The following is a 22,035-nucleotide window of genomic DNA, read 5'->3' as shown; positions in this document are numbered from 1 at the left end:
GGCACACTACGATATAGTATCACTTCAAAAAAGAAGTGTCAAGAAAAGATCCTGCCGTTTCAACAGCGATCCGGTAGCGATCCTTCTTGACACCCTACGAGCTTCGTTTAGCCTATTACCATTTCATTCTCGCTATCTATATTGTTTTCTTCTGTGGCCATTGCTTCTGCATCTTCGCCTGTGCTCTCCGGAGCATTCGGATCATGAACACGCACATTGCGATAACGCGCCATCCCCGTTCCTGCCGGAATTAGTTTTCCGATAATGACGTTCTCTTTCAAACCAAGCAATTGGTCGACCTTGCCCTTGATTGCAGCATCGGTCAGAACACGCGTGGTTTCTTGGAAAGAGGCCGCCGACAGGAAAGAGTCGGTTTCCAGGGAGGCTTTAGTAATACCCAGCAGCACCGGCTTGGCTACTGCCGGCTCCTCGCCATTAATAAGCACCGAACGGTTGGCCGCTTCATATTCATGAATGTCAACGAACGAGCCTGGCAGCAGTGTCGTATTACCGGAATCGACGATGCGGATCTTACGCAGCATTTGTCGAATCATGACTTCGATATGCTTGTCATTGATTTCAACCCCCTGGTTCCGGTAAACACGCTGGACTTCCTGCAGGATGTAGTTCTGAACACCGCGAATTCCTTTAATCCGCAGCATATCCTTCGGATCAATGGAACCGTCTGTTAACTCATCTCCAGCCTCAACCTGCTGTCCTTTTGTTACCCGGATACGGGAACCAAAGGTAACAGCGTATACTTTCGTCTCCGCTTCCCCTTGAACCTCAATTTCACGGCGGTCTTTGGCTTCACGGATATCTTTGACGATTCCGTCCACTTCTGTAATGATGGCCTGCCCTTTCGGGTTGCGCGCTTCGAAAAGCTCTTGGATACGCGGCAGACCCTGCGTAATATCATCCCCGGCAACACCACCGGTATGGAATGTACGCATCGTCAGCTGAGTGCCGGGCTCACCAATCGATTGAGCTGCGATAATCCCGACAGCTTCACCGATTTCGACGAATTGTCCGGTAGCCAGGTTACGGCCATAGCATTTTTTGCAAACCCCGTGTCTGGCACGGCAGCTTAGTACAGAGCGGATCTGCAGCTTCTCAATCCCGGCGTCGATAATAGCATCGGCGGTAGCCGCATCAATCATCTCGTTGCGTCCTACGATAACCTCACCTGTTTCCGGGTGTTTAACCGTTTCGAAGGAGTACCGTCCTTCAATACGGTCGTAGAGATCCTCAATAACTTCCTTGCCATCCTGGATTTTGCTCACCAGGAAGCCTTTATCGGTTCCGCAATCATCTTCTCTGACGATAACATCCTGAGCCACGTCAACAAGACGGCGGGTCAAATAGCCGGAGTCCGCGGTACGCAGCGCTGTATCAGCCAAACCTTTACGAGCACCGTGAGTAGAAATGAAGTACTCCAGAACGGTCAGACCTTCACGGAAGTTGGACTTGATCGGCAATTCGATAATCCGACCTGATGGGTTAGCCATCAGTCCCCGCATTCCGCCCAGCTGAGTGATCTGCGATTTATTACCACGAGCTTTGGATTCAACCATCATATTGATGGAATTAAACTTATCCAGTGATTTCATCAAGATGGTAGTGATTTCATCCTTGGCATTCGTCCAAATATTGATAACTTTGTCGTAGCGCTCCTCTTCCGTAATCAAGCCTCTACGGTACTGGTTTGTTACTACGCGAACCTTTTCGTCCGATTCTTTAATGATTTCATCCTTCTCTTTAGGAACCGTAACATCAGCCACGGCAATCGTGATTCCCGCTCTGGTGGAATACGTAAATCCTAACGACTTGATTTTATCCAAAATCACAGAGGTTTCCGTTGTGTGGTAACGGCGGAAACATTCAGCGATAATGCTGCCCAAATATTCTTTACCAATTGCTATCTTCTCAGCAGCATTCATAATATGCTCTCTAATATCGGTACCTTTGTCGAAAATAAAGTATTCATCGGGTGTACCATTCAGCAAATTGGTTTTAGTTGCTTCGTTGATATATGGGAAGTCGCTCGGGAAAATTTCATTAAAGATGATTTTGCCGATTGTTGTAATCAGCATGCTATTCTGCTGTTTTTCCGTGAAGGAAGTTTTATTAAGCACTTTTGCAGGGATAGCAACCATCGCATGCAGAGAAGCCAGACCTCTCTGATACAGGGAGATCGCCTCTTGTACCGATGCCAAAATCATCCCGGTACCATGGGCTGTCTTATCCGACATGGTCAAGTAGAAACTTCCCAATACCATATCCTGGGAAGGCGTGACCACCGGCTTGCCGTCTTTAGGGTTCAAAATGTTGCCTGCGGCAAGCATCAGCAAGCGGGCTTCCGCCTGTGCTTCGGCAGACAAAGGCACGTGAACCGCCATTTGGTCACCATCAAAGTCGGCGTTGTATGCGGTACAGACCAGCGGGTGAAGCTTGATTGCACGACCTTCTACCAGAACAGGCTCAAACGCCTGTATTCCCAGACGGTGAAGGGTAGGCGCACGGTTCAACAGCACCGGGTGTTCCTTGATAACTTCTTCGAGAACATCCCATACTTCCGAGCTGCTGCGCTCCACTTTTCTTTTGGCGCTTTTGATATTGTGAGCAAGCCCTTTGTTGACCAGCTCTTTCATTACGAATGGCTTGAACAGCTCCAGAGCCATTTCTTTAGGCAGACCGCACTGATACATCTTTAAGCTTGGTCCGACAACAATAACCGAACGGCCGGAGTAGTCAACCCGCTTCCCTAGCAAGTTTTGACGGAAGCGTCCTTGCTTCCCTTTCAGCATATGACTGAGGGATTTCAGCGGGCGGTTCCCCGGACCTGTAACCGGACGGCCGCGACGGCCGTTATCGATCAAGGCGTCTACCGCTTCTTGCAGCATACGCTTCTCATTCTGCACGATAATGTCTGGAGCACCCAAGTCAAGCAGACGCTTCAAACGATTATTCCGGTTGATTACGCGACGATAAAGATCATTCAAGTCTGAAGTCGCGAATCGTCCACCGTCCAATTGAACCATTGGCCGCAATTCCGGAGGAATGACCGGAAGCACATCAAGAATCATCCACTCCGGCAGATTCTTCGAGTTACGGAATGCTTCCACAACCTCCAGACGCTTGATCGCCCGGTTGCGGCGCTGGCCTTGAGCAGTTCTGAGCTCTTCCTTAAGAATCTCCAGTTCTTTATCCACATCGATATCCTGCAGAAGTTTTTTAATGGCTTCCGCACCCATTCCAGCCTGGAACGCATAGCCGTACTTTTCGCGATAGCTGCGGTATTCCTTCTCTGAAAGCAGCTGCTTTTTCTCAAGAGGAGTGTCTCCCGGATCTGTAACTACGTAAGAAGCAAAGTAAATGACTTCCTCCAATGAACGGGGCGACATATCCAATGCAAGCCCCATACGGCTAGGAATCCCTTTAAAATACCAAATATGGGATACTGGCGCAGCCAGCTCAATATGCCCCATACGCTCACGACGTACTTTTTGGCGAGTGACTTCAACACCACAACGGTCACAAACTACGCCTTTATAACGAACGCGCTTGTACTTTCCGCAATGACACTCCCAATCTTTGGTTGGCCCGAAAATTTTCTCACAGAACAAGCCTTCTTTTTCCGGCTTCAAGGTTCTGTAGTTAATAGTTTCGGGTTTTTTCACTTCTCCACGCGACCAAGAACGAATTTTCTCAGGCGATGCCAGCCCGATTTTCATGTACTCAAAGTTGTTTACGTCGATCAAGGAGCAACCCTCCTTACAATGTACTGGTTATAAAACGTACCGCTGCAACGGCGAAAAGCGCCCGGGAGTCTTACTCGACTCCCATTTCAGCGCCTTCCAGATTCAGATTAAGCTTATCGTTATTTGTATCGTCTTCATCGTCAATTTCCTTCATTTCGATCTCTTCCTCGTTCTCCGTGAGGATTTTGACGTCCATGCCCAAGCTTTGCAATTCCTTAATCAATACCTTAAACGACTCTGGCACACCAGGCTCAGGAACATTCTCGCCTTTAACAATCGATTCGTAGGTTTTGACACGTCCCACCACATCATCGGATTTAACGGTCAAAATCTCTTGCAGGGTGTAGGCGGCGCCGTATGCCTCAAGCGCCCAAACCTCCATTTCTCCGAAACGCTGACCACCAAACTGGGCTTTTCCTCCCAACGGCTGTTGGGTAACCAATGAGTACGGTCCAGTAGAACGTGCGTGAATCTTGTCGTCAACCATATGTGCCAGCTTGATCATATACATGACACCTACGGTGACTTCACGCTCAAACTCTTCGCCTGTCCGTCCATCATACAATTTGGTTTTACCGTTGCGCTGCATTCCGGCTTCTTCCATGGTATCAAATACATCATGCTCAGTGGCCCCATCGAAGACAGGGCTTGCCGTATGAATACCGAGGGTTTTGGCAGCCATTCCAAGGTGAACCTCCAAAACCTGTCCGATGTTCATCCTTGACGGAACGCCTAGCGGGTTCAGCACAACCTCGACCGGTGTACCGTCCGGCAGGAAAGGCATATCCTCTTCAGGCAGAATTCTCGCAATAACCCCTTTGTTACCATGCCGGCCAGCCATTTTATCCCCTTCAGAGATTTTTCTCTTCTGAGCGATATAGACACGAACCAACTGGTTAACACCTGGAGGCAGCTCGTCGCCATTTTCCCGGGTAAATACTTTAACATCAACAACGATACCATCCGTTCCGTGCGGAACACGAAGCGAAGTATCACGAACCTCGCGGGCCTTTTCACCAAAGATAGCATGCAGCAAGCGCTCTTCGGCAGTTAGCTCGGTTACCCCTTTCGGCGTGACTTTACCAACCAGAATATCTCCGGCGCCGATTTCTGCTCCTACCCGGATGATGCCCCGCTCATCCAGATTGCGCAGCGCTTCTTCCCCAACGTTCGGGATATCGCGCGTTATTTCCTCTGGACCCAGCTTCGTGTCGCGGGCTTCGGACTCATACTCCTCGATATGAATCGAAGTATAGACATCCTCTTTGACCAGCTTTTCACTTAACAGAATGGCATCCTCGTAGTTATACCCCTCCCAAGTCATGAAGGCTACCACTACGTTGCGGCCCAGTGCCAATTCACCTTGTTCCGTAGAAGGCCCGTCAGCAAGGATATCACCTTTCTTGACGATTTCTCCCTTCTTCACTAGTGGTCTCTGGTTAATGCAGGTCCCTTGGTTGGAGCGAATAAATTTGTGGAGCTTATATTTAATGAGATCCCCGTTGACGAGTTTTCCATCAATCGTCTCTTGGCGTCTCATCCAAATCTCGTTGGCCGAAGCCTTCTCAATAATGCCATCGTACTTGGCTACGATACACACTCCTGAGTCTTTAGCCGCTTTATGCTCCATCCCTGTTCCCACCAGAGGGGACTTAGGAATAAGCAGCGGAACCGCTTGTCTCTGCATGTTCGATCCCATAAGCGCACGGTTCGAGTCATCGTTCTCGAGGAACGGAATCAAAGCGGTAGCTACTGAAACGAGCTGCTTAGGCGAAACATCCATGTAGTCAACCCGTTCACGCGGAAGGGTCAAGATATCATCCTTGAAACGCACTACGACGTTTTCGTTGAGGAACGTCCCATCTGGTGCCAGCTCAGCATTAGCCTGCGCGATGACATAGTTATCTTCTTCATCGGCCGTCAGATACGAGATTTTTTCGGTAACGATTCCTGTATTGGGATCAACCCAACGATAAGGAGCTTCGATAAATCCGTAATCGTTAATCCTTGCAAACGTGGACAAGGAGTTGATCAGCCCGATATTCGGTCCCTCCGGCGTTTCAATCGGACACATCCGGCCATAGTGGGAATGGTGAACGTCCCGCACCTCAAAGCCTGCCCGCTCCCTAGTCAAACCGCCCGGACCTAACGCAGACAAACGGCGTTTGTGCGTAAGTTCGGCAAGCGGGTTGGTTTGGTCCATAAACTGGGAGAGCTGCGAGCTTCCGAAAAACTCCTTAATCGATGCAATAACCGGGCGAATATTGATCAAGGCTTGCGGGGTAATCACATTCGCATCCTGGATCGACATTCTCTCCCGCACCACTCGTTCCATTCTGGACAAGCCGATACGGAATTGATTTTGCAAGAGCTCTCCGACAGAGCGCAATCTCCGGTTACCGAGATGGTCAATATCATCGGTATTTCCAATGCCATGCAGAAGATCAATAAAATAATTGATCGAGGAAATAATATCTGCAGGGGTAATATTTTTAACGGTTTTATCTATGTTCCCGTTACCGATCACACGCACGACTTTGCCGTCCTCAAGCGGCGAGAACACGTCAATGCACTGCAGCGGAATCGTGTCCGCTTCGGTCACCCCGTTGGTAACGGTATATTCTTTATTGCCCAATCCATTCTCTAAATAGGGCAGAATTTGATCAAGTAACCTGCGGTCAAGAACCTGACCGGCTTCAGCAATGATCTCTCCCGTTTCCGGAACAACCAAAGTTTCCGCCAATCTTTGATTGAATAAGCGGTTCTTGATATGCAGCTTTTTATTAATTTTGTAGCGGCCTACATTCGCAAGGTCATAGCGTTTCGGATCAAAAAATCTGGCCACAAGCAAGCTTCTTGCGTTATCCAGCGTAGGGGGTTCACCCGGACGCAGGCGCTCGTAGATTTCGATCAGCGCTTTTTCCGTAGAATCGGTGTTGTCCTTGTCCAATGTGTTGCGGATATATTCATCTTCACCCAACAGGCTCAGAATCTCGGCATCCGTACCAAAGCCAAGAGCTCTCAACAGAACCGTAACCGGAATCTTTCGCGTGCGGTCAATCCGGACATAAATAATGTCCTTCGCATCGGTTTCCAATTCCAGCCATGCTCCACGATTAGGAATCACGGTCGCTGTGTAGTTCCTCTTGCCATTCTTGTCGATTTTTGTGCTAAAATAGACACTGGGGGAACGAACCAGCTGACTGACAATAACCCGTTCCGCTCCGTTAATAATAAAAGTACCGGTCTCAGTCATGAGAGGAAAATCTCCCATGAATACTTCCTGTTCCTTTACTTCACCCGTTTCTTTGTTGATCAGACGAACCTTGACCCGCAGAGGGGCAGCATACGTAACGTCACGCTCCTTGGAATCATCGACTGTATACTTGGGTTCACCCAAGCTGTAATCAATAAATTCCAGAACGAGGTTACCCGTAAAATCCTGAATGGGTGAGATATCCTGGAACATCTCCCGAAGTCCTTCATCCAAAAACCATTCATATGATTTTTGTTGAATTTCGATCAGGTTAGGAATCTCCAGCACTTCATTAATACGTGCATACGACCTGCGCTCGCGTCGACCATATCGAACAAGTTGACCCGCCAACATTCTTCACCCCTTGTGACTACTCAAAATATCAATCCCCGAACTGATAGCCGCAGCCCACAGCAAAAAGCCGTTTAAGCAAACGCCCCGCCCGAGATTGTAAGAGGACATGCAAGCATGATCTCTCCTACTGTATAAACTAGAAAAAGCTTCGTGAGAAGCCTTCCCTTTTGAACTTTTGCAAAAAAGCCCAACGACGTGTGTCTTTCTGTATTCATTATGCCCTTCTAAAAACTCCCATAATCTTCAAGACAGTAGATTTGTTCAAAAATCCGTGAACAAAACGGCTCTCCAGCAAAGATTATTCGTTATCACAAGAAAAGGGCTTGACATTTTAGTGTGATAAAGACATAAAGCCTATTTTATGCTGACATTTTATAATAATACCATAACGCTTATGCAGAGTCAACGAAAGATTGCTTAGAAATTGTAAATTGTCTCCTTTAGTCAAGAAACGACGCCAAGCCTCCCGGGGTATTTCGCTGCATGACGGCGGCATTAGACTGCTTTACTGCATCTGATAATCCAATACCCTTTATCCTTCGCTGCCAGCTCCACCTGATCAAACAAGCTTTCGAGCTTCGACCAAGCCGAAGGGGCCCCTTGTTTTTTTGAATAACGACCCATAAGCTTCCTTCACTCCGCAGAGCCGCGTGTGCTTGCTCAAAAATACGATGCACCGTCTCTTTACCCGCACGGATGGGCGGATTCGTCAAAATGCAATCAAAATTGCGTCCTTGGACACCTTCCAGTAAATCGCTGTGGATCACTTCGACATTTCTCACTTGATTGCGTTTTGCATTCTCACGAGCCAACTCAACTGCGCGTTCATTAATATCGAGGAGAGTTGCCATTCCTTGTACCGCCTCACCTGCTGCAGCTATGCCAATCACCCCGTACCCACAGCCGACATCCAATACATGGGCTTGCTTTGCAATTTCCATCGTTTCGACAAGCAGCCTGCTGCCGAAATCAACGCCTTTCTTGGAGAACACCCCAGCATCACTTACGAAGGTGTAGCTCCTTCCTTTTAATGTCGTTGTGAAAGTCTGCAATTGATGAGCTGAGGATGGTTTGGATGAATAGTAATGATCGGACATAACAGCGCCCCCTTGGTACAATGATCCTTCATAGCAATAGCAACCATAACCTGATAGTGAAGCCCGGCGCCTGCATCATGCATGGATGGTTGGAAAAACCCCTTGAATTATCCAAGGGGTTTGTTCTTCATTCAAGCCATATTACTTAAGTTCAACAGTCGCTCCGGCTTCTTCCAATTTAGCTTTGAAGCTTTCTGCATCTTCTTTGGAAACTTTCTCTTTAATTGGTTTAGGAGCTCCGTCAACCAATTCTTTTGCTTCTTTAAGACCAAGGCCTGTGATTTCACGAACAGCCTTGATAACGTTAATTTTGGATCCGCCAGGACTAGCCAAAATGACATCGAATTCGCTTTGCTCAGCAGCTTCAGCAGCTCCGCCGCCGCCACCGCCAACTACTGCTACAGGAGCTGCAGCCGTAACGCCGAATTCCTCTTCGATTGCTTTAACCAGGTCGTTCAGTTCCAATACGGTCATGCCTTTGATGGCTTCTAAAATTTGCTCTTTACTCATGATTCAACCTCCATTAGGTGAAAATAGTATTCTTTTGAACTAATAAATAATTTTAAGCTTCGGCCCCGGCTTCAGATCCGCCCTCGGATTTTTCGGCAACAGCTTTAACAGCCAAAGCAAAATTCCGGACAGGTGCTTGAAGCACACTAAGCAACATAGACAGCAAGCCTTCTCTGGAAGGAAGATCCGCCAATGCTTTAAGCTGTTCAACACCAACAACTTGACCTTCTACCACGCCGCCTTTCAAGCTCAGCTTGTCGTTCTTCTTGGCGAAATCAACCAAGATTTTTGCGGGGGCTACGGCATCCTCTTTACTGAACGCAACAGCCGTCGGTCCTGTCAGCGCAGAATCCAGCTCAGTCAAGTTAGCTTCTGCGGTAGCACGTCTAGCCAAAGTGTTCTTAATTACTTGAAAATCTATTCCAGCTTCACGAAGCTGTTTGCGCAGCTCGGTTACTTGAGCCACATTGAGACCACGGTAATCGGCTACAACCGTACAAGAGCTCTCGCTTAACTTAGCTGAAATTTCAGAGACCAGCTGCTGCTTCTCTTCACGAATTTGTGCATTTCCCATCTGATTACACCTCCTGAAACAATTTGCTGAAGGGATAAGCGTCCAACAAATAGAAAAGCCTTCGCAGACAACACGAAGGCATGATGTATCGAAATCCATACGGATATCACTATATCAAAAACCTCGGTAGGAAATTAAGCTAATTAAAGCACCTACTGTCTACGGTAGCATATTCAATTTGATTAACCTTATCTAGGTTAGCATGGTTGTCTGTTTAAAGTCAACCTCTGCTTATCTGAACGATTGAAGGCTAAGTCTAACGCTCGGTCCCATCGTGGATGAAATCGCAGCACTTTTCAGATAAAGCCCTTTAGCGGAAGCAGGCTTATTTCTAATCAGCGAATCGATCAGCGCACGCAGATTTTCTGCAAGCTGCTCTTCACTGAATGAAGCCTTGCCAATAGGGGCATGAATTTGTCCTGCTCTGTCCAGACGGTACTCGATTTTACCGGCCTTAATTTCTTGAACGGCCTTAGCTACATCAAAGGTAACTGTTCCTGCTTTCGGGTTAGGCATCAATCCTTTACCCCCGAGCAGACGTCCCAGCTTACCTACTTCACCCATCATATCCGGTGTAGCGACGCAGACATCAAATCCAAACCAGCCTTGCTGGATTTTGTTAATCATGTCGGTATCCCCTACGAAATCGGCACCGGCACTTTCAGCTTCCTTGGCTTTCTCGCCTTTCGCGAATACCAATACGGTTTGGGTTTTGCCCGTACCGTGCGGCAGGACGACAACGCTGCGAACTGCCTGGTCTTGCTTCTTGGGGTCAACTCCCAAGCGAACTGCAATTTCTACGGTTTCGTCAAACTTTGCTGGAGCTGCCTTTTTAACCAGCGCTACGGCTTCTGCCGGTTCGTACAGCGTTTCGGCATCAACGAGCTTAGCAGCTTCCGAGTATTTCTTGCCATGTTTAGCCATTCATTCTTCCTCCTTAGTGGTGATAACGGATAGTCCTCCCACTTGATTAACACAGCCTGATGCTGTGCCCGCCTTTTACCTCTTGAAAGCTGCGGTAAAAGGTGATGAGACGATTAGTCTTCGATAGTAATACCCATGCTGCGGGCAGTACCTTCAACCATACGCATAGCGGCTTCCACCGATGCAGCGTTCAGGTCAGGCATTTTAGTTTCCGCGATTTCTTTAATTTTGGCGCGCTTAACGGTAGCTACTTTCTTCTTGTTCGGCTCGCCGGAACCTTTTTCAACTCCAGCAGCGATGCGAAGCAATACAGCAGCCGGAGGAGTTTTCGTAACGAAAGTAAAAGAGCGATCCTCAAAAACCGTCAGCTCAACCGGAATAATCATGCCTGTTTGGTCAGCCGTTTTAGCATTGAATTCCTTACAGAATGCCATAATGTTGACACCTGCTTGACCGAGAGCCGGACCAACGGGCGGAGCCGGGTTAGCCTTACCAGCCGGAATTTGCAATTTAACGACTTTAATAACCTTCTTTGCCATTTGAGACACCCCCTTGCACGTAGTGTGGTTAAATGTTTTTATGCATTATGGAAGGCCTATCCCGTTAGAATAGACCTGAGCGAAACCTTATGGATCATTAGGGAAGAAGCGTTAGCTCGCTCCTTATAATTTTTCGACTTGGTGAAAGTCAAGCTCCAGAGGGGTTTCTCTACCAAACATATTCACATGAACTTTCAGTTTGCTTTTATCGACCAAAATTTCCTCAACTGATCCGACAAAATCTGCAAACGGGCCTACCTTCACGCGAACCGTTTCCTTCAGGTCAAAGTCAATCTTCGGCTTAGGCTCTTCCATTCCCATATGCTTCAGAATGGCATCCACTTCCTCCGGCAACAGAGGGACCGGCTTCGAGCCCGAACCGGTAGATCCAACAAAGCCTGTTACTCCCGGTGTATTGCGAACCACATACCAAGAGTCGTCAGTCTGAATCATCTCTACCAAGACGTAGCCAGGATAGACTTTACGCATAACGGTTTTCTTCTTGCCATCCTTGTTCACGACCTCTTCTTCCATAGGAACAAGCACACGGAAAATTTTATCCTGCATGTTCATGGATTCGACCCGCTTTTCAAGGTTGGCTTTCACTTTGTTCTCATACCCAGAATAGGTATGAACGACGTACCATCTTTTTTCCATAAAAGGTTCACCCTAGTTCCTATTCCGTAATCACACGGACTAAATTGGAAATCCCAAGGTCGAGTACGGCAAAGTAAATCGTAACGATAGTAACGGTTACTAAAACAACTAGAGTATAGCTTACCATCTCTTTACGACTAGGCCATCTGACTTTCTTCAGTTCAGCGACGCTATCGGAGAAAAAAGAGAACGTTGAGCCGAAACTCTGTTTGATTTTACCTAGAAATGCCACTGCTGCACCCCCACTGCTTACCTTGTTTCGCGATGAAGCACGTGTTCATTGCAAAACTTGCAATATTTCTTCATCTCCATGCGGTCCGGATGATTCCGTTTATTCTTATTTGAAGTATAGTTACGCTGTTTGCAACTTGTACACGCTAACGTAATAATAACCCGCATGATCACACCTCCTATAGACAACCGTCCTTAATAAAGAACCCCCGATTGTCTTAGGAGAACCAGACAATTTAGGGTCACTGAACTAATTTATCATAACCGGTATTTCATGTCAAGAAAGGGAACGGTACTGGTTATTATTCTCTGCTTTTATTATAGTCCGGAAACCATTCCTATAAACCTATTATATCAATTCCTTGAGTAACCCGCCGAAATTAAGCGGTTTCAGACCATAGCTTGCCTCTACATGAAGAGCAGGTCCAGCACAAAAATGAAAATAGCCTCCTCCCCGGTTGGAAAAGAAAGCTACATGCTATCTCTAACTTCTAGGTATTTCTCCAGCTTCCGCTTAACCCTTTGCAGAGCATTGTCAATGGATTTGACATGACGGTCGAGATCCACTGCTATCTCCTGATAGGAACGCCCGTCCAAATAAAGCATCAATACCCGCCGTTCCAATTCGCTGAGAATTTCGCCCATCTTATCTTCCAAGCCAAAAAACTCTTCCTGATTGATGATCAGCTCTTCAGGATCGGTGACTCTTGAGCCGCAAATGACGTCGAGCAGGGTCCTGTCGGAGTCCTCATCGTAAATAGGCTTGTCCAGGGAGACATAGGAATTGAGAGGAATATGCTTCTGTCTGGTTGCCGTCTTAATGGCCGTGATGATTTGCCGGGTAATGCACAGCTCCGCAAACGCTTTAAAAGAAGCCAGCTTGTCCCCCCGAAAATCACGTATAGCCTTGTATAAACCGATCATTCCCTCTTGAACAATATCTTCACGGTCAGCGCCTATTAAAAAATAAGACCGGGCCTTGGCTCTCACAAAATTCTTGTACTTGTTAATCAAGTACTCCAAAGCGCCGCTGTTGCCGCTGCGTACCGATTCGACGTTGTCCTCGTCGGTCTTGAGTTCATAGACTTCCATTCTCAAATCATTGAGGTCAACACTCACGAATTATCCCTCCGGCCTGGCCATGTAGGCCCCTCTTGAACAGAGACAATTTAAAGTATACATGAGCCCTATTTGACCGTCAACCGAAAGAAAGCAGATTTGGTTGATTTTGGGGTCAGGACTCATGATCACCCCTGCGCCATTTCTCAAAAAGCTGCTTAATTTCCGGAGATAGCGCTGCATCGAAAGAATTGCGCTTGCTGACCGTCCTCTTCTCCAGCTCCTTACCTATCTCCTTCCTGCTCAGTCTCACTTTGACCAGCAGTTCCGCAGCTGAAATCCTTAAAGCCCCTTTTCCAAAAATCACATTTTGCTCAACCATATCCGATGTCGCCACATATATGCGGGTAAATCGGCCGGACAGCTCATTCACAAGACGCTCAATCCGCTCATCTGCCGTCTCTTTTTCTTTGGTGTAATAAATCGCCAGCCGGTTCTGCTCCAGCTTGACCGCAAGGCCAGGAACCCGGTAGGCATCAAATACGAGAAGCACCCGGATCCCGGAATAAGCCTGATACTCCGCCAGAATCTCGATCAGCCGGTCACGAGCCTCGACGAGCTCAATTTCCTTAAGCCGCTGCAGTTCCGGCCAAGCTCCAATGATGTTGTAGCCATCCACAATCAAGTATTCTTTCATTGCGTTTACCGGTGTGGCTGCGATGGCAAATTCATCCGCTGACGGAGGGCTTCATAAGCCAGCACCGAAGCGGCCACTGACGCATTAAGCGATTGAATGCTTCCCATCATCGGAAGCTTCACAAGAAAATCACAATGCTCTTTGACGAGCCGGCCAATCCCCTTGCCTTCATTACCAATCACAATCGCCAAGGGCATCGTCAAGTCCGCCTCAAACACGGTTTGCTGTGCACTGCCATCGGCTCCCGCAATCCATACTCCTTGTTCTTTCAGCCAATCGATCGTTTGCACCAAATTCGTCACTTTAGCTACGGGCACATATTCCACTGCGCCGGCGGAAATTTTGGAAACGGTCGCGGTAAGGCCGGCAGATCGGCGCTTCGGAATAATGACTCCGTGCACCCCTGTACAATCAGCTGTTCGAAGAATAGCGCCGAGATTGTGAGGATCCTCGATTTCATCTAAGATCAGAATAAGGGGCGCCTGTTCTTTTCTTCTCGCATGATCGAGCACGTCCTCCGGAGTCGCATAATCATAAGCGGCGATTTGCGCAACCACGCCTTGATTCTGCACGCCGGAAACCAGCTGGTCGAGCTTGCGGCGGTTCGCGGCCTGGACGACAATACCGCTAGCCTTCGCTTCATTCAGAACCGGCTGGATAAAATGCTTCTGGGCATTGTCCGCCACCCAAATTTTATGAATCGCTCTCCCTGCCTTAATAGCTTCAAGGACGGAATGCTTGCCGGCAATGTATTCTTCCTGCATTCTAAACGCCTCCTCTTTCTGCCTCAGCCCCTAGCGGTTCCGCTGGGGTGCTGCCCGGAGCTTTGGTCGGGTCCAGGACATACTCCATAAGCTCGCCGATTCTGTTTTGTCGGCCCATACAATACAAATAGCCTACCAGGCATTCCAACGCGGTGCTGTGCCGATAAACGAGAACATCGGTATTCTTCGGAGTGCTGCCGGATTTAGCATTTCTCCCTCTGCGCACCATATTCAGCTCCTCCTCCGAGAGCAAAGGCAGCCAGCGCTCTAATATCGCAGACTGCGCTTTTGCCGATACATACTGGGTTGCCAGCCTGTGGATCTGGTTCGGACGATGGTTCGCCAGCGCAGCCAGATGCTGACGGATCAGCAGCTCATATACGCCATCCCCAATATAGGCAAGCACAAGCGGACTCATCTGTCCGGGGGGGATTTTGGCCTGTTCCGGAAATTCAAATAAACTATGTTTCATTCACCAAACTCACCTTCTGCGCCAACGGATGCCTTGAGGGGTGTCTTCCAGCACAATGCCCTGATCCGTAAGCAAATCGCGAATTTCATCTGCCCGCGCCCAATTTTTATTTTTCCGCGCTTCTGTTCTTTCCGCTATCAGCTTCTCAATCTCTTCATCCAGCAGCTCCTCACTAGACTCCAGAACGACTCCCAACACTTGATTCATTCGTTCGAAATCAGCAAGCAAACGGTTCAAAGAACCGCTCGTCACCCGCTCCTGCTGTAAATAGCGGTTGGCCTCCGATACCCATTCAAACAGGACAGAGATAGCATCCGCCGTATTGAAGTCGTCATCCATCTTCTCGACGAAATCCGCATAAATCCGCTCACCCTGCCGAATAAGCTGCTGCTCCGCCTCACCCTCCTCAGCACCGGCAAGCCGGTGGTTCAGGTTGGCCAGACAGTTTTCAATTCTCTCTACGCCATTGGCCGCTTGGGTTATCGCTGCTTGGCTGTAGTTCAGCGGGTTCCGGTAATGGGTCGAGAGCATAAGAAAGCGGAGCACACCTGGCCGCACATTCTTCAAAATCTCCCTGACGTTCAAGCCGTTACCAAGCGATTTGGACATTTTTTCATTATCTATATTCAAATACCCGTTATGCATCCAATAGTTGGCCAACGGCTGTCCATGCAGCGCTTCTGACTGCGCCACTTCGCATTCATGATGGGGAAACTGCAAATCCTGGCCTCCGCCATGAATATCAATCGTTTCTCCCAAATACTTTTTGGCCATCGCCGAGCATTCGATATGCCATCCCGGCCTGCCTTCTCCCCAAGGACTCGGCCAGGAAATCTCACCGGGCTTCGCCTGCTTCCACAGCACAAAATCCCTTGCGTTCTCCTTGCGCTCATCAACTTCTATACGTATCCCGAACTGAAGCTGCTCAATATTTTGATGCGAAATTTTGCCATACTCCTTGAATTCGGTTGTCCGGAAATAGACATCGCCACCACTCTCATAGGCGTAGCCTTTGTCGACCAGCCCTTCAATAAATTCGACAATTTCCGGCAAATTTTCGGTTACCCGGGGATGTTTGGCTTCACTGACTCCAAGCGCTTTGGCATCATCGTAAAAGGCCTGAATGTAGGTCTCTGCAAGCTCCGCCACCGAAACCCCGGACTCAGCTGCTCTACGGATCATTTTGTCATCTACATCAGTGAAGTTCACCACATAGGCCACATCATAACCGGATGCCTGCAAGTACTTCCGCACCACATCAAACACTATCATCGGCCTGGCATTGCCAATATGAATGTAATCGTAAACCGTTGGCCCGCAAACATACATTTTCACCTTGCCTGGTTCGAGCGGGACAAACGCTTCTTTTGTTCTCGTCAAAGTGTTGTACACTTTCAACGCCATAAATTCATTCCTCCATTGAATGTTTTACCTTTAGCTGTTCTTTTAATTCATCAATTTGCAGCTGCAGGTTGCGGCAAAGCTCAATAACCGGATCAGGCAAATTGGCATGATCGAGACGATTAACCCGGACTCCATCGCGCTTCACCACTTTACCTGGAATGCCGACTACCGTACAATTCGGCGGCACCTCTTGCAATACTACGGAATTAGCACCAATTATCGAATGATCGCCTACCGTGAACGACCCCAACACCTTGGCGCCAGAGGACACTACTACATGATTGCCAATCGTCGGATGACGCTTCCCTTTTTCTTTTCCGGTCCCCCCAAGAGTGACCCCCTGGTAAAGAACTACATCATCGCCTATTTCACAGGTCTCCCCAATAACAACCCCCATGCCGTGGTCAATAAAAAGCCGCCTTCCAATCTTGGCTCCAGGGTGAATCTCGATACCGGTAAAAAAGCGGGAGATTTGCGAAAGAATTCTTGCCGTAGTCAGCCAGCCTCGTTTAAAAAACCAGTGGGCAATGCGGTGTGCCCAAACTGCGTGCAGGCCGGAATAAGTCAAAATCACTTCGAATCGGCTGCGTGCTGCAGGATCATTATCAAATACTGCTTGAATGTCTGATTTTACCGTTTCAAACATAGAACCCACCTTCTATTTCCCCATAGTTCTTCGCCGCATCGATGGATCCGGTCAATACGAACAGCCGCAACCGCCATCCATAGTTTATTCTCCGCAGCCCGAATGTCTACTGATTTTAGATCCATCGTTTGCCCGTCCCTGCTCCCCAAGCAGTGAAATACGCCTGTCCATGTCTGTTACCGGAAAGTCAGCCCATATAAAAAGCCCCCGCAGCCCAGGGCTGCAGAGGCGCATTCACGCGGTCCCACTCTGCTTGAAACAAGGGGCAAGACTCCCCTGCTTCCACTTGCTAGTTGGATAACGGGCACTACCCGGCTTGAACCTACCTGTCCTCGTTAGAAGGACGCTCAGCCCCGCTGCTCACAGGTGCATTTCCTTGCAAATGGGAATAGGCGTTTCACAGCAATCGGATAGAGGCCGGCTCCATAAAGCCAAACCTCTCTCACAGATAACGCCCTCTCTGAAAACCCAACCTTGCTCGTACTTTCCTGATCCTCGCATGTGCTTTTTGAAGTCGTTTTATATTAACCCAAAGTATAGCAAACCGGCATGCTTTACGACAACACTTTCTTAATCCGCTGCACGACCTTCTCTTTACCGAGCAAATAAGCAGTTACATTCAGGTCAGGGCCATGCGTTTGTCCTGTCAAGGCGACCCGGATAGGCATAAACAACGCTTTGCCCTTGTGTCCCGTATCCTTCTGGACCTGTTTGAGGAAGCCTTTAATGCCGTCCGCTGTAAATTCTTCGTTATTCTCAATATGCTGTAAAAAGCTTTGCAGAACAACCGGCACATGCTCCTCTTCAATGATAGCTTTAGCTTCCCCGGCGAACTCTAATTCGTCCTTGAAGAATAAATCAGCCAATTCGACAATCTCTGCAGCGTATCTCATTTGCTCTTGGTACAAGCCAATTAGCATAACTGCCCATTTTCTTGTCTCCTCATCCAGTTCCTCGGGAAGCTTGCCCGCCCGCTGGAGATGCGGCAGCGCTAGGTTAACAATGTCCTCCAGCTCCGCTTTTTTGAAGTAATGGTTGTTCATCCAATTCAGCTTGTCCATGTCAAAAACAGCGGGACTTTTCGCTACCCGGTCAAGGCTGAACTGCTCAATCAGTTCCTGCTTGGAGAAGATCTCTTCTTCGCCTCCAGGAGACCAGCCCAGCAGCGTAATGAAATTCGTCACGGCTTCCGGCAAGTAACCAAGGTCGCGATACTGTTCGATAAACTGCACAATCGATTCATCCCGCTTGCTCATTTTTTTGCGGTCAGTATTGAGAATTAAAGACAGATGAGCAAACTTCGGGGCTTCCCAGCCTAATGCATTGTAAATCATGATCTGGCGGGGCGTGTTGGACAAATGCTCTTCCCCGCGAATGACGTGCGAGATTTCCATCAAATGGTCATCCAGAGTTACCGCAAAATTATACATCGGTATCCCGTCCGGACGAACCACGATAAAATCGCCGATTCCGTTCGTGTCAAATTCCATGTCTCCGCGAACCTGGTCGGTAAAGCGGATAACCTCATTTTCCGGCACTCTGAACCGCAGCACCGGCTCGCGTCCTTCCGCTCGCAAAGCTTCTTCCTGCTCCGCTGTGAGGTTGCGGCATTTCCCTGAATACCGGGGCATCTCCCCGCGCGCTTCCTGGGCGGCACGCTCCTCCTCCAGCTCCTTCTCCGAACAGTAGCAGGAATAAAGAACGCCCTTCTGCTTTAACTGCTCTATGTAAGGCTTATAAAGCGGGATTCTTTCCATTTGGCGGTAAGGGCCGTAGTCACCGCCGACATCAACACTTTCATCCCAGTCGATGCCCAGCCACTTTAGACCGTCCAATTGATTACCGATGCCGGACTCGATATGCCGGGTTTGGTCCGTATCCTCGAATCTGACGATGAATTTACCGTCATTCCCGCGAGCCAGCAAATAATTAAACCAGGCCGTGCGGGCACCACCGATATGCAGGTGCCCTGTCGGACTGGGAGCATAACGTACGCGAACTTTAGCAGACATGGCAAGTACTCCTCTCATTCATTGACAACATAGCTATCAGCTATCATAGCATATCTTTTATCAGGCAAACAACAGACTGGGCGGCGATTCCTTCCCCGCGTCCGGTGAAGCCTAATTGCTCCGTCGTTGTAGCTTTAACATTAATTCGACCAGGGTCTGCTTCCAGGGCGGACGCCAGAATGGCAACCATTCTTGGAATATGCGGAGCCATTTTAGGCTTTTGGGCGATAATCGTCGCATCCAGATTGCCTAGCTGATATCCGCGGTCGCGAACCATAGCCCATACCTCCTTGAGCAGCTGCAAGCTGTCGGCGTCCTTGTATTTAGGATCTGTGTCCGGAAAATGCTTACCGATATCTCCCAGCGCAAGCGCACCTAGAATCGCATCGCTGATGGCGTGAAGCAAAACATCCGCATCGGAATGGCCCAGCAGCCCCTTTTCATAAGGAATCTCGACACCGCCAATCACGCATTTGCGCCCTTCTGCCAACTGGTGAACATCAAATCCCTGCCCTACTCTAATCATTGCTCTCCCTCTTTCTTAGCCTGATCTAAAAACCATCCTGCCCATAACAAATCATCAGGGGTTGTCAATTTAATATTATTATAGCTGCCTTCCACTACATGTACGGTATGACCTGCCCGTTCCATGAGCATGGCATCATCCGTACCTGTAAAGCCGGATAGTTCGGCCTGCCGGTGGGCAGCCATTAAGGAAGACAGACGAAAAGCTTGTGGGGTCTGGATAGCCCACAAGCTTTGGCGTTCCGGAGTTGCCTCAATCCGGCCCGTTTCGTCAACCACCTTGATCGTATCTTTGACACGAACGGCCAATACTGCTGCACCGGTTTCCTGAGCCTTGTCCATACATGCCCGGATGTGCTTCACAGCAACAAATGGGCGCACCGCGTCATGAACCATGACCCATTCCATCGTATCCGGCAAGGCTTGCAAGCCGGCAAATACCGAATGCTGCCTTTCCTTTCCCCCGGGAACAATAGCATGAACATTGGTTATATTGTACTGCTGCAATAAATGCGCGCATCGTTCCTCATCTCCTGGCTTAACCGTCAGGACTATCGTCTCTACTTCTTGTATGGATTGAAAAAGCTCCAATGTATGAACGAGCACCGGCTTTCCCCCAAGCTCCAAATACTGCTTGCTGGTAGTTCCCCCCATACGGGTGCCGGTCCCCCCCGCTACGATGACTGCTCCAATCTTGCCCATGATGTTCCATCACAACCCGTTTTCTACTATCATAATCGTTTTATTGAGCTTTTTCCAACAATTTCGGTTTAGCAAAGATCATGCGGCCAGCTGAAGTTTGCAGAACACTGGTGACCATGACCTCCATCGTCATGCCAATGTATTCCCTGCCTCCTTCGACGACAATCATCGTTCCATCATCCAAATAGGCTACTCCCTGACCGTATTCCTTACCGTCTTTAATGATCTGGATAACGATTTCTTCACCCGGCAGGACGACAGGTTTCACGGCGTTAGCCAAGTCGTTAATGTTCAGCACGGAAACTCCTTGCAGCTCACATACTTTGTTTAAATTGAAATCGTTGGTGATTACCTTGCCTCTAAGCAGCTTCGCCAGCTTTACCAGCTTGCTGTCCACTTCGGAGATGTCTTCAAAATCGCCTTCATAGATCAGCACCTTTACTTCCAGCTCTTTTTGTATTTTATTTAGAATATCCAGTCCTCTGCGGCCGCGGTTCCTTTTCAGCAAGTCGGATGAATCGGCGATATGCTGCAGCTCTTCCAACACAAACTCCGGGATGACTAGAGTCCCTTCGATAAATCCGGTTTTGCATATATCGGCAATGCGGCCATCAATAATTACGCTTGTATCCAGTATTTTGTGCTCTTCAAATAGCGGATGATCGTTCTCGGCATCATCTCTTCCTCCGCGAAGCTTGGCCAAAAGAAGCAGCCATTCGGTTTTCATGGAATAGCCATAGCGGAATCCGCCGATACCAAGCATAAAGGTAACAAGCATCGGCAGCCATCCTCCGCCAAAATCGATTTTGGCCAAGGAAGGAAACAACAACACCGCAATTAACAATCCTGTAATTAAGCCGAACATTCCGGATAGTAGATCGGATAAAGGCAGCTGGGCGTCCCCATTTTTATTCATTAGTCGTTTAAAAGAAGCATACAGCACACTCCCAACGATATAGCCAGCAACCGCTCCAATAGCTATTAACCAATAATCCATGTCTGATTGACGCATAGACGACCATACAGTATTGTCTCCCCAAGCGGAGCTCCATTGTAAACCCATTCCTGCACCGACTAGGACAAACAATAACTGCATCCATTTCTTCATAACTGGTTCACCTCCGTATTGTTAAAAAAAGGGATTGGGTTTGGTATAATTATGCTCCAAATCATTCCAACCTAAACCCCGTCTACGGAAAAGAAACCCAATTATTGTTTTTGTCTCCGAAATCCAGGAAATTGAAAACGCATTCTCTTTCCGCTATAATTAAACACAAATTTACGAAACATGAGGTGGATGTATGAACACGCTTGATCTGAGGCAGTTCCAAGACCAGGTGGCTGAACTGCTGCTTCGTCACCGGAGTCTGCTTGATGTGTTATCCAAATGTCAACAAGCCAACGCTGCTGTTCATCGCTCCGTCGTTAAATCCATTACAGAGTGTGGTTGTGTGGAAGTCCATGCCGCGAAGCAGCCCTATTCGGCCGACATGACCATCGAAGACGCCAAGCAAACGCTGGCTTCCCATATGGACGGTCAATTGTGCGAGAATTGTGTGGAAGCGGTTGGCGCCGAGCTCGGGAAAAATTTATTTTATCTGGCGTCTCTCTGCAATCTTTTGGATATGGATTTACAGCAAATTGTCATTGACGAATCACGGAAGTGCTCCACCCTTGGTTACTTTAATATGTCCTAACCCGGCGACGTTCGCGAAGGTATATCAAAACTGAAGATACATATTAGAGTATAAAGTAAAGTTATCCGATTCCATTTCATGAGGTAATATGGCTGATCGATGGATGCTGACTAAAAAAAGCATTTATTTTCTAGACTACAGAAAATAAATGCTT

The 22,035-nt window shown here is 48.4% G+C and carries 20 protein-coding genes, 1 pseudogene and 1 other annotated feature; of the genes and pseudogenes, 1 reads left to right on the top strand and 20 read right to left on the bottom strand.

What is annotated here, in order from left to right; all coding sequences use genetic code 11:
- Positions 1–107: 107 nt before the first annotated feature.
- The 20 genes and pseudogenes from rpoC to PSHG_RS25055 form a co-directional block, all read right to left on the bottom strand.
- Positions 108–3,761, bottom strand: a complete 3,654-nt coding sequence (gene rpoC / locus PSHG_RS29035) for a DNA-directed RNA polymerase subunit beta' (protein ID WP_010279571.1) — start codon at positions 3,759–3,761, stop codon at positions 108–110.
- A gap of 70 nt (positions 3,762–3,831) precedes the next feature.
- Positions 3,832–7,368 (bottom strand): DNA-directed RNA polymerase subunit beta, encoded by a 3,537-nt coding sequence (gene rpoB, locus PSHG_RS25145; RefSeq protein WP_010279567.1) that lies wholly within the window; start codon positions 7,366–7,368, stop codon positions 3,832–3,834.
- A gap of 498 nt (positions 7,369–7,866) precedes the next feature.
- Positions 7,867–8,468, bottom strand: a pseudogene (locus PSHG_RS29030) (class I SAM-dependent methyltransferase).
- Between the two features lie 141 nt (positions 8,469–8,609).
- Positions 8,610–8,978: a 50S ribosomal protein L7/L12 gene (gene rplL / locus PSHG_RS25130; RefSeq protein ID WP_010279560.1), complete on the bottom strand. Its 369-nt coding sequence runs from the start codon at positions 8,976–8,978 to the stop codon at positions 8,610–8,612.
- Positions 8,979–9,030: 52 nt separating this feature from the next.
- Positions 9,031–9,552 (bottom strand): 50S ribosomal protein L10, encoded by a 522-nt coding sequence (rplJ, locus tag PSHG_RS25125; protein WP_010279558.1) that lies wholly within the window; start codon positions 9,550–9,552, stop codon positions 9,031–9,033.
- A 42-nt stretch (positions 9,553–9,594) separates the two neighbouring features.
- Positions 9,595–9,735, bottom strand: a sequence feature (ribosomal protein L10 leader region).
- A 48-nt stretch (positions 9,736–9,783) separates the two neighbouring features.
- Positions 9,784–10,476, bottom strand: a complete 693-nt coding sequence (rplA, locus tag PSHG_RS25120) for a 50S ribosomal protein L1 (protein ID WP_010279554.1) — start codon at positions 10,474–10,476, stop codon at positions 9,784–9,786.
- A 113-nt stretch (positions 10,477–10,589) separates the two neighbouring features.
- Positions 10,590–11,015 (bottom strand): 50S ribosomal protein L11, encoded by a 426-nt coding sequence (rplK, locus tag PSHG_RS25115; protein WP_010279552.1) that lies wholly within the window; start codon positions 11,013–11,015, stop codon positions 10,590–10,592.
- Positions 11,016–11,138: 123 nt separating this feature from the next.
- Positions 11,139–11,672: a transcription termination/antitermination protein NusG gene (gene nusG, locus PSHG_RS25110; RefSeq protein ID WP_010279549.1), complete on the bottom strand. Its 534-nt coding sequence runs from the start codon at positions 11,670–11,672 to the stop codon at positions 11,139–11,141.
- Between the two features lie 19 nt (positions 11,673–11,691).
- Positions 11,692–11,904, bottom strand: a complete 213-nt coding sequence (secE, locus tag PSHG_RS25105; RefSeq protein ID WP_010279547.1) for a preprotein translocase subunit SecE — start codon at positions 11,902–11,904, stop codon at positions 11,692–11,694.
- A gap of 17 nt (positions 11,905–11,921) precedes the next feature.
- On the bottom strand, positions 11,922–12,071 hold the full coding sequence (gene rpmG / locus PSHG_RS30200; protein WP_081505253.1) for a 50S ribosomal protein L33: 150 nt from the start codon (positions 12,069–12,071) through the stop codon (positions 11,922–11,924).
- A 303-nt stretch (positions 12,072–12,374) separates the two neighbouring features.
- Entirely contained in the window at positions 12,375–12,995 is a 621-nt protein-coding gene (gene sigH, locus PSHG_RS25100) for an RNA polymerase sporulation sigma factor SigH (protein WP_392392038.1), read from the bottom strand.
- A 142-nt stretch (positions 12,996–13,137) separates the two neighbouring features.
- A complete protein-coding gene (locus tag PSHG_RS25095) occupies positions 13,138–13,659 on the bottom strand; it encodes an NYN domain-containing protein (RefSeq protein WP_010279540.1) in 522 nt (173 codons plus the stop codon).
- Between the two features lie 5 nt (positions 13,660–13,664).
- Positions 13,665–14,423 (bottom strand): 23S rRNA (guanosine(2251)-2'-O)-methyltransferase RlmB, encoded by a 759-nt coding sequence (rlmB, locus tag PSHG_RS25090; RefSeq protein WP_010279537.1) that lies wholly within the window; start codon positions 14,421–14,423, stop codon positions 13,665–13,667.
- A gap of 1 nt (position 14,424) precedes the next feature.
- Positions 14,425–14,895: a Mini-ribonuclease 3 gene (locus PSHG_RS25085; protein ID WP_010279533.1), complete on the bottom strand. Its 471-nt coding sequence runs from the start codon at positions 14,893–14,895 to the stop codon at positions 14,425–14,427.
- Between the two features lie 9 nt (positions 14,896–14,904).
- A complete protein-coding gene (gene cysS / locus PSHG_RS25080; protein WP_010279527.1) occupies positions 14,905–16,299 on the bottom strand; it encodes a cysteine--tRNA ligase in 1,395 nt (464 codons plus the stop codon).
- Positions 16,300–16,303: 4 nt separating this feature from the next.
- Complete coding sequence (epsC, locus tag PSHG_RS25075; RefSeq protein ID WP_010279525.1) at positions 16,304–16,945, bottom strand: serine O-acetyltransferase EpsC; 642 nt, start codon at positions 16,943–16,945, stop codon at positions 16,304–16,306.
- Between the two features lie 554 nt (positions 16,946–17,499).
- Complete coding sequence (gene gltX / locus PSHG_RS25070) at positions 17,500–18,957, bottom strand: glutamate--tRNA ligase (RefSeq protein ID WP_010279521.1); 1,458 nt, start codon at positions 18,955–18,957, stop codon at positions 17,500–17,502.
- A 43-nt stretch (positions 18,958–19,000) separates the two neighbouring features.
- On the bottom strand, positions 19,001–19,483 hold the full coding sequence (ispF, locus tag PSHG_RS25065; RefSeq protein WP_010279516.1) for a 2-C-methyl-D-erythritol 2,4-cyclodiphosphate synthase: 483 nt from the start codon (positions 19,481–19,483) through the stop codon (positions 19,001–19,003).
- Positions 19,480–20,184, bottom strand: a complete 705-nt coding sequence (gene ispD, locus PSHG_RS25060) for a 2-C-methyl-D-erythritol 4-phosphate cytidylyltransferase (protein ID WP_026021604.1) — start codon at positions 20,182–20,184, stop codon at positions 19,480–19,482. The genes ispF and ispD overlap by 4 nt, the downstream gene beginning before the upstream one ends.
- 40 nt (positions 20,185–20,224) lie before the next feature.
- Positions 20,225–21,292, bottom strand: a complete 1,068-nt coding sequence (locus PSHG_RS25055) for a PIN/TRAM domain-containing protein (protein ID WP_010279508.1) — start codon at positions 21,290–21,292, stop codon at positions 20,225–20,227.
- 193 nt (positions 21,293–21,485) lie between these two features.
- On the opposite strand from PSHG_RS25055, the gene PSHG_RS25050 reads away from it, so the two are divergent.
- The gene (locus tag PSHG_RS25050; protein ID WP_010279506.1) at positions 21,486–21,881 is read left to right on the top strand and encodes a hypothetical protein; all 396 of its coding nucleotides are present in this window, start codon (positions 21,486–21,488) and stop codon (positions 21,879–21,881) included.
- The last annotated feature ends 154 nt before the right edge of the window (positions 21,882–22,035 follow it).

It is taken from the genome of Paenibacillus senegalensis JC66, from assembly GCF_000285515.1.
Lineage (GTDB): Bacteria > Bacillota > Bacilli > Paenibacillales > NBRC-103111 > Paenibacillus_L > Paenibacillus_L senegalensis.
The sequence above is the reverse complement of the archived record's forward strand: the minus strand, read 5'-3'. Positions and strand labels throughout refer to the sequence as shown.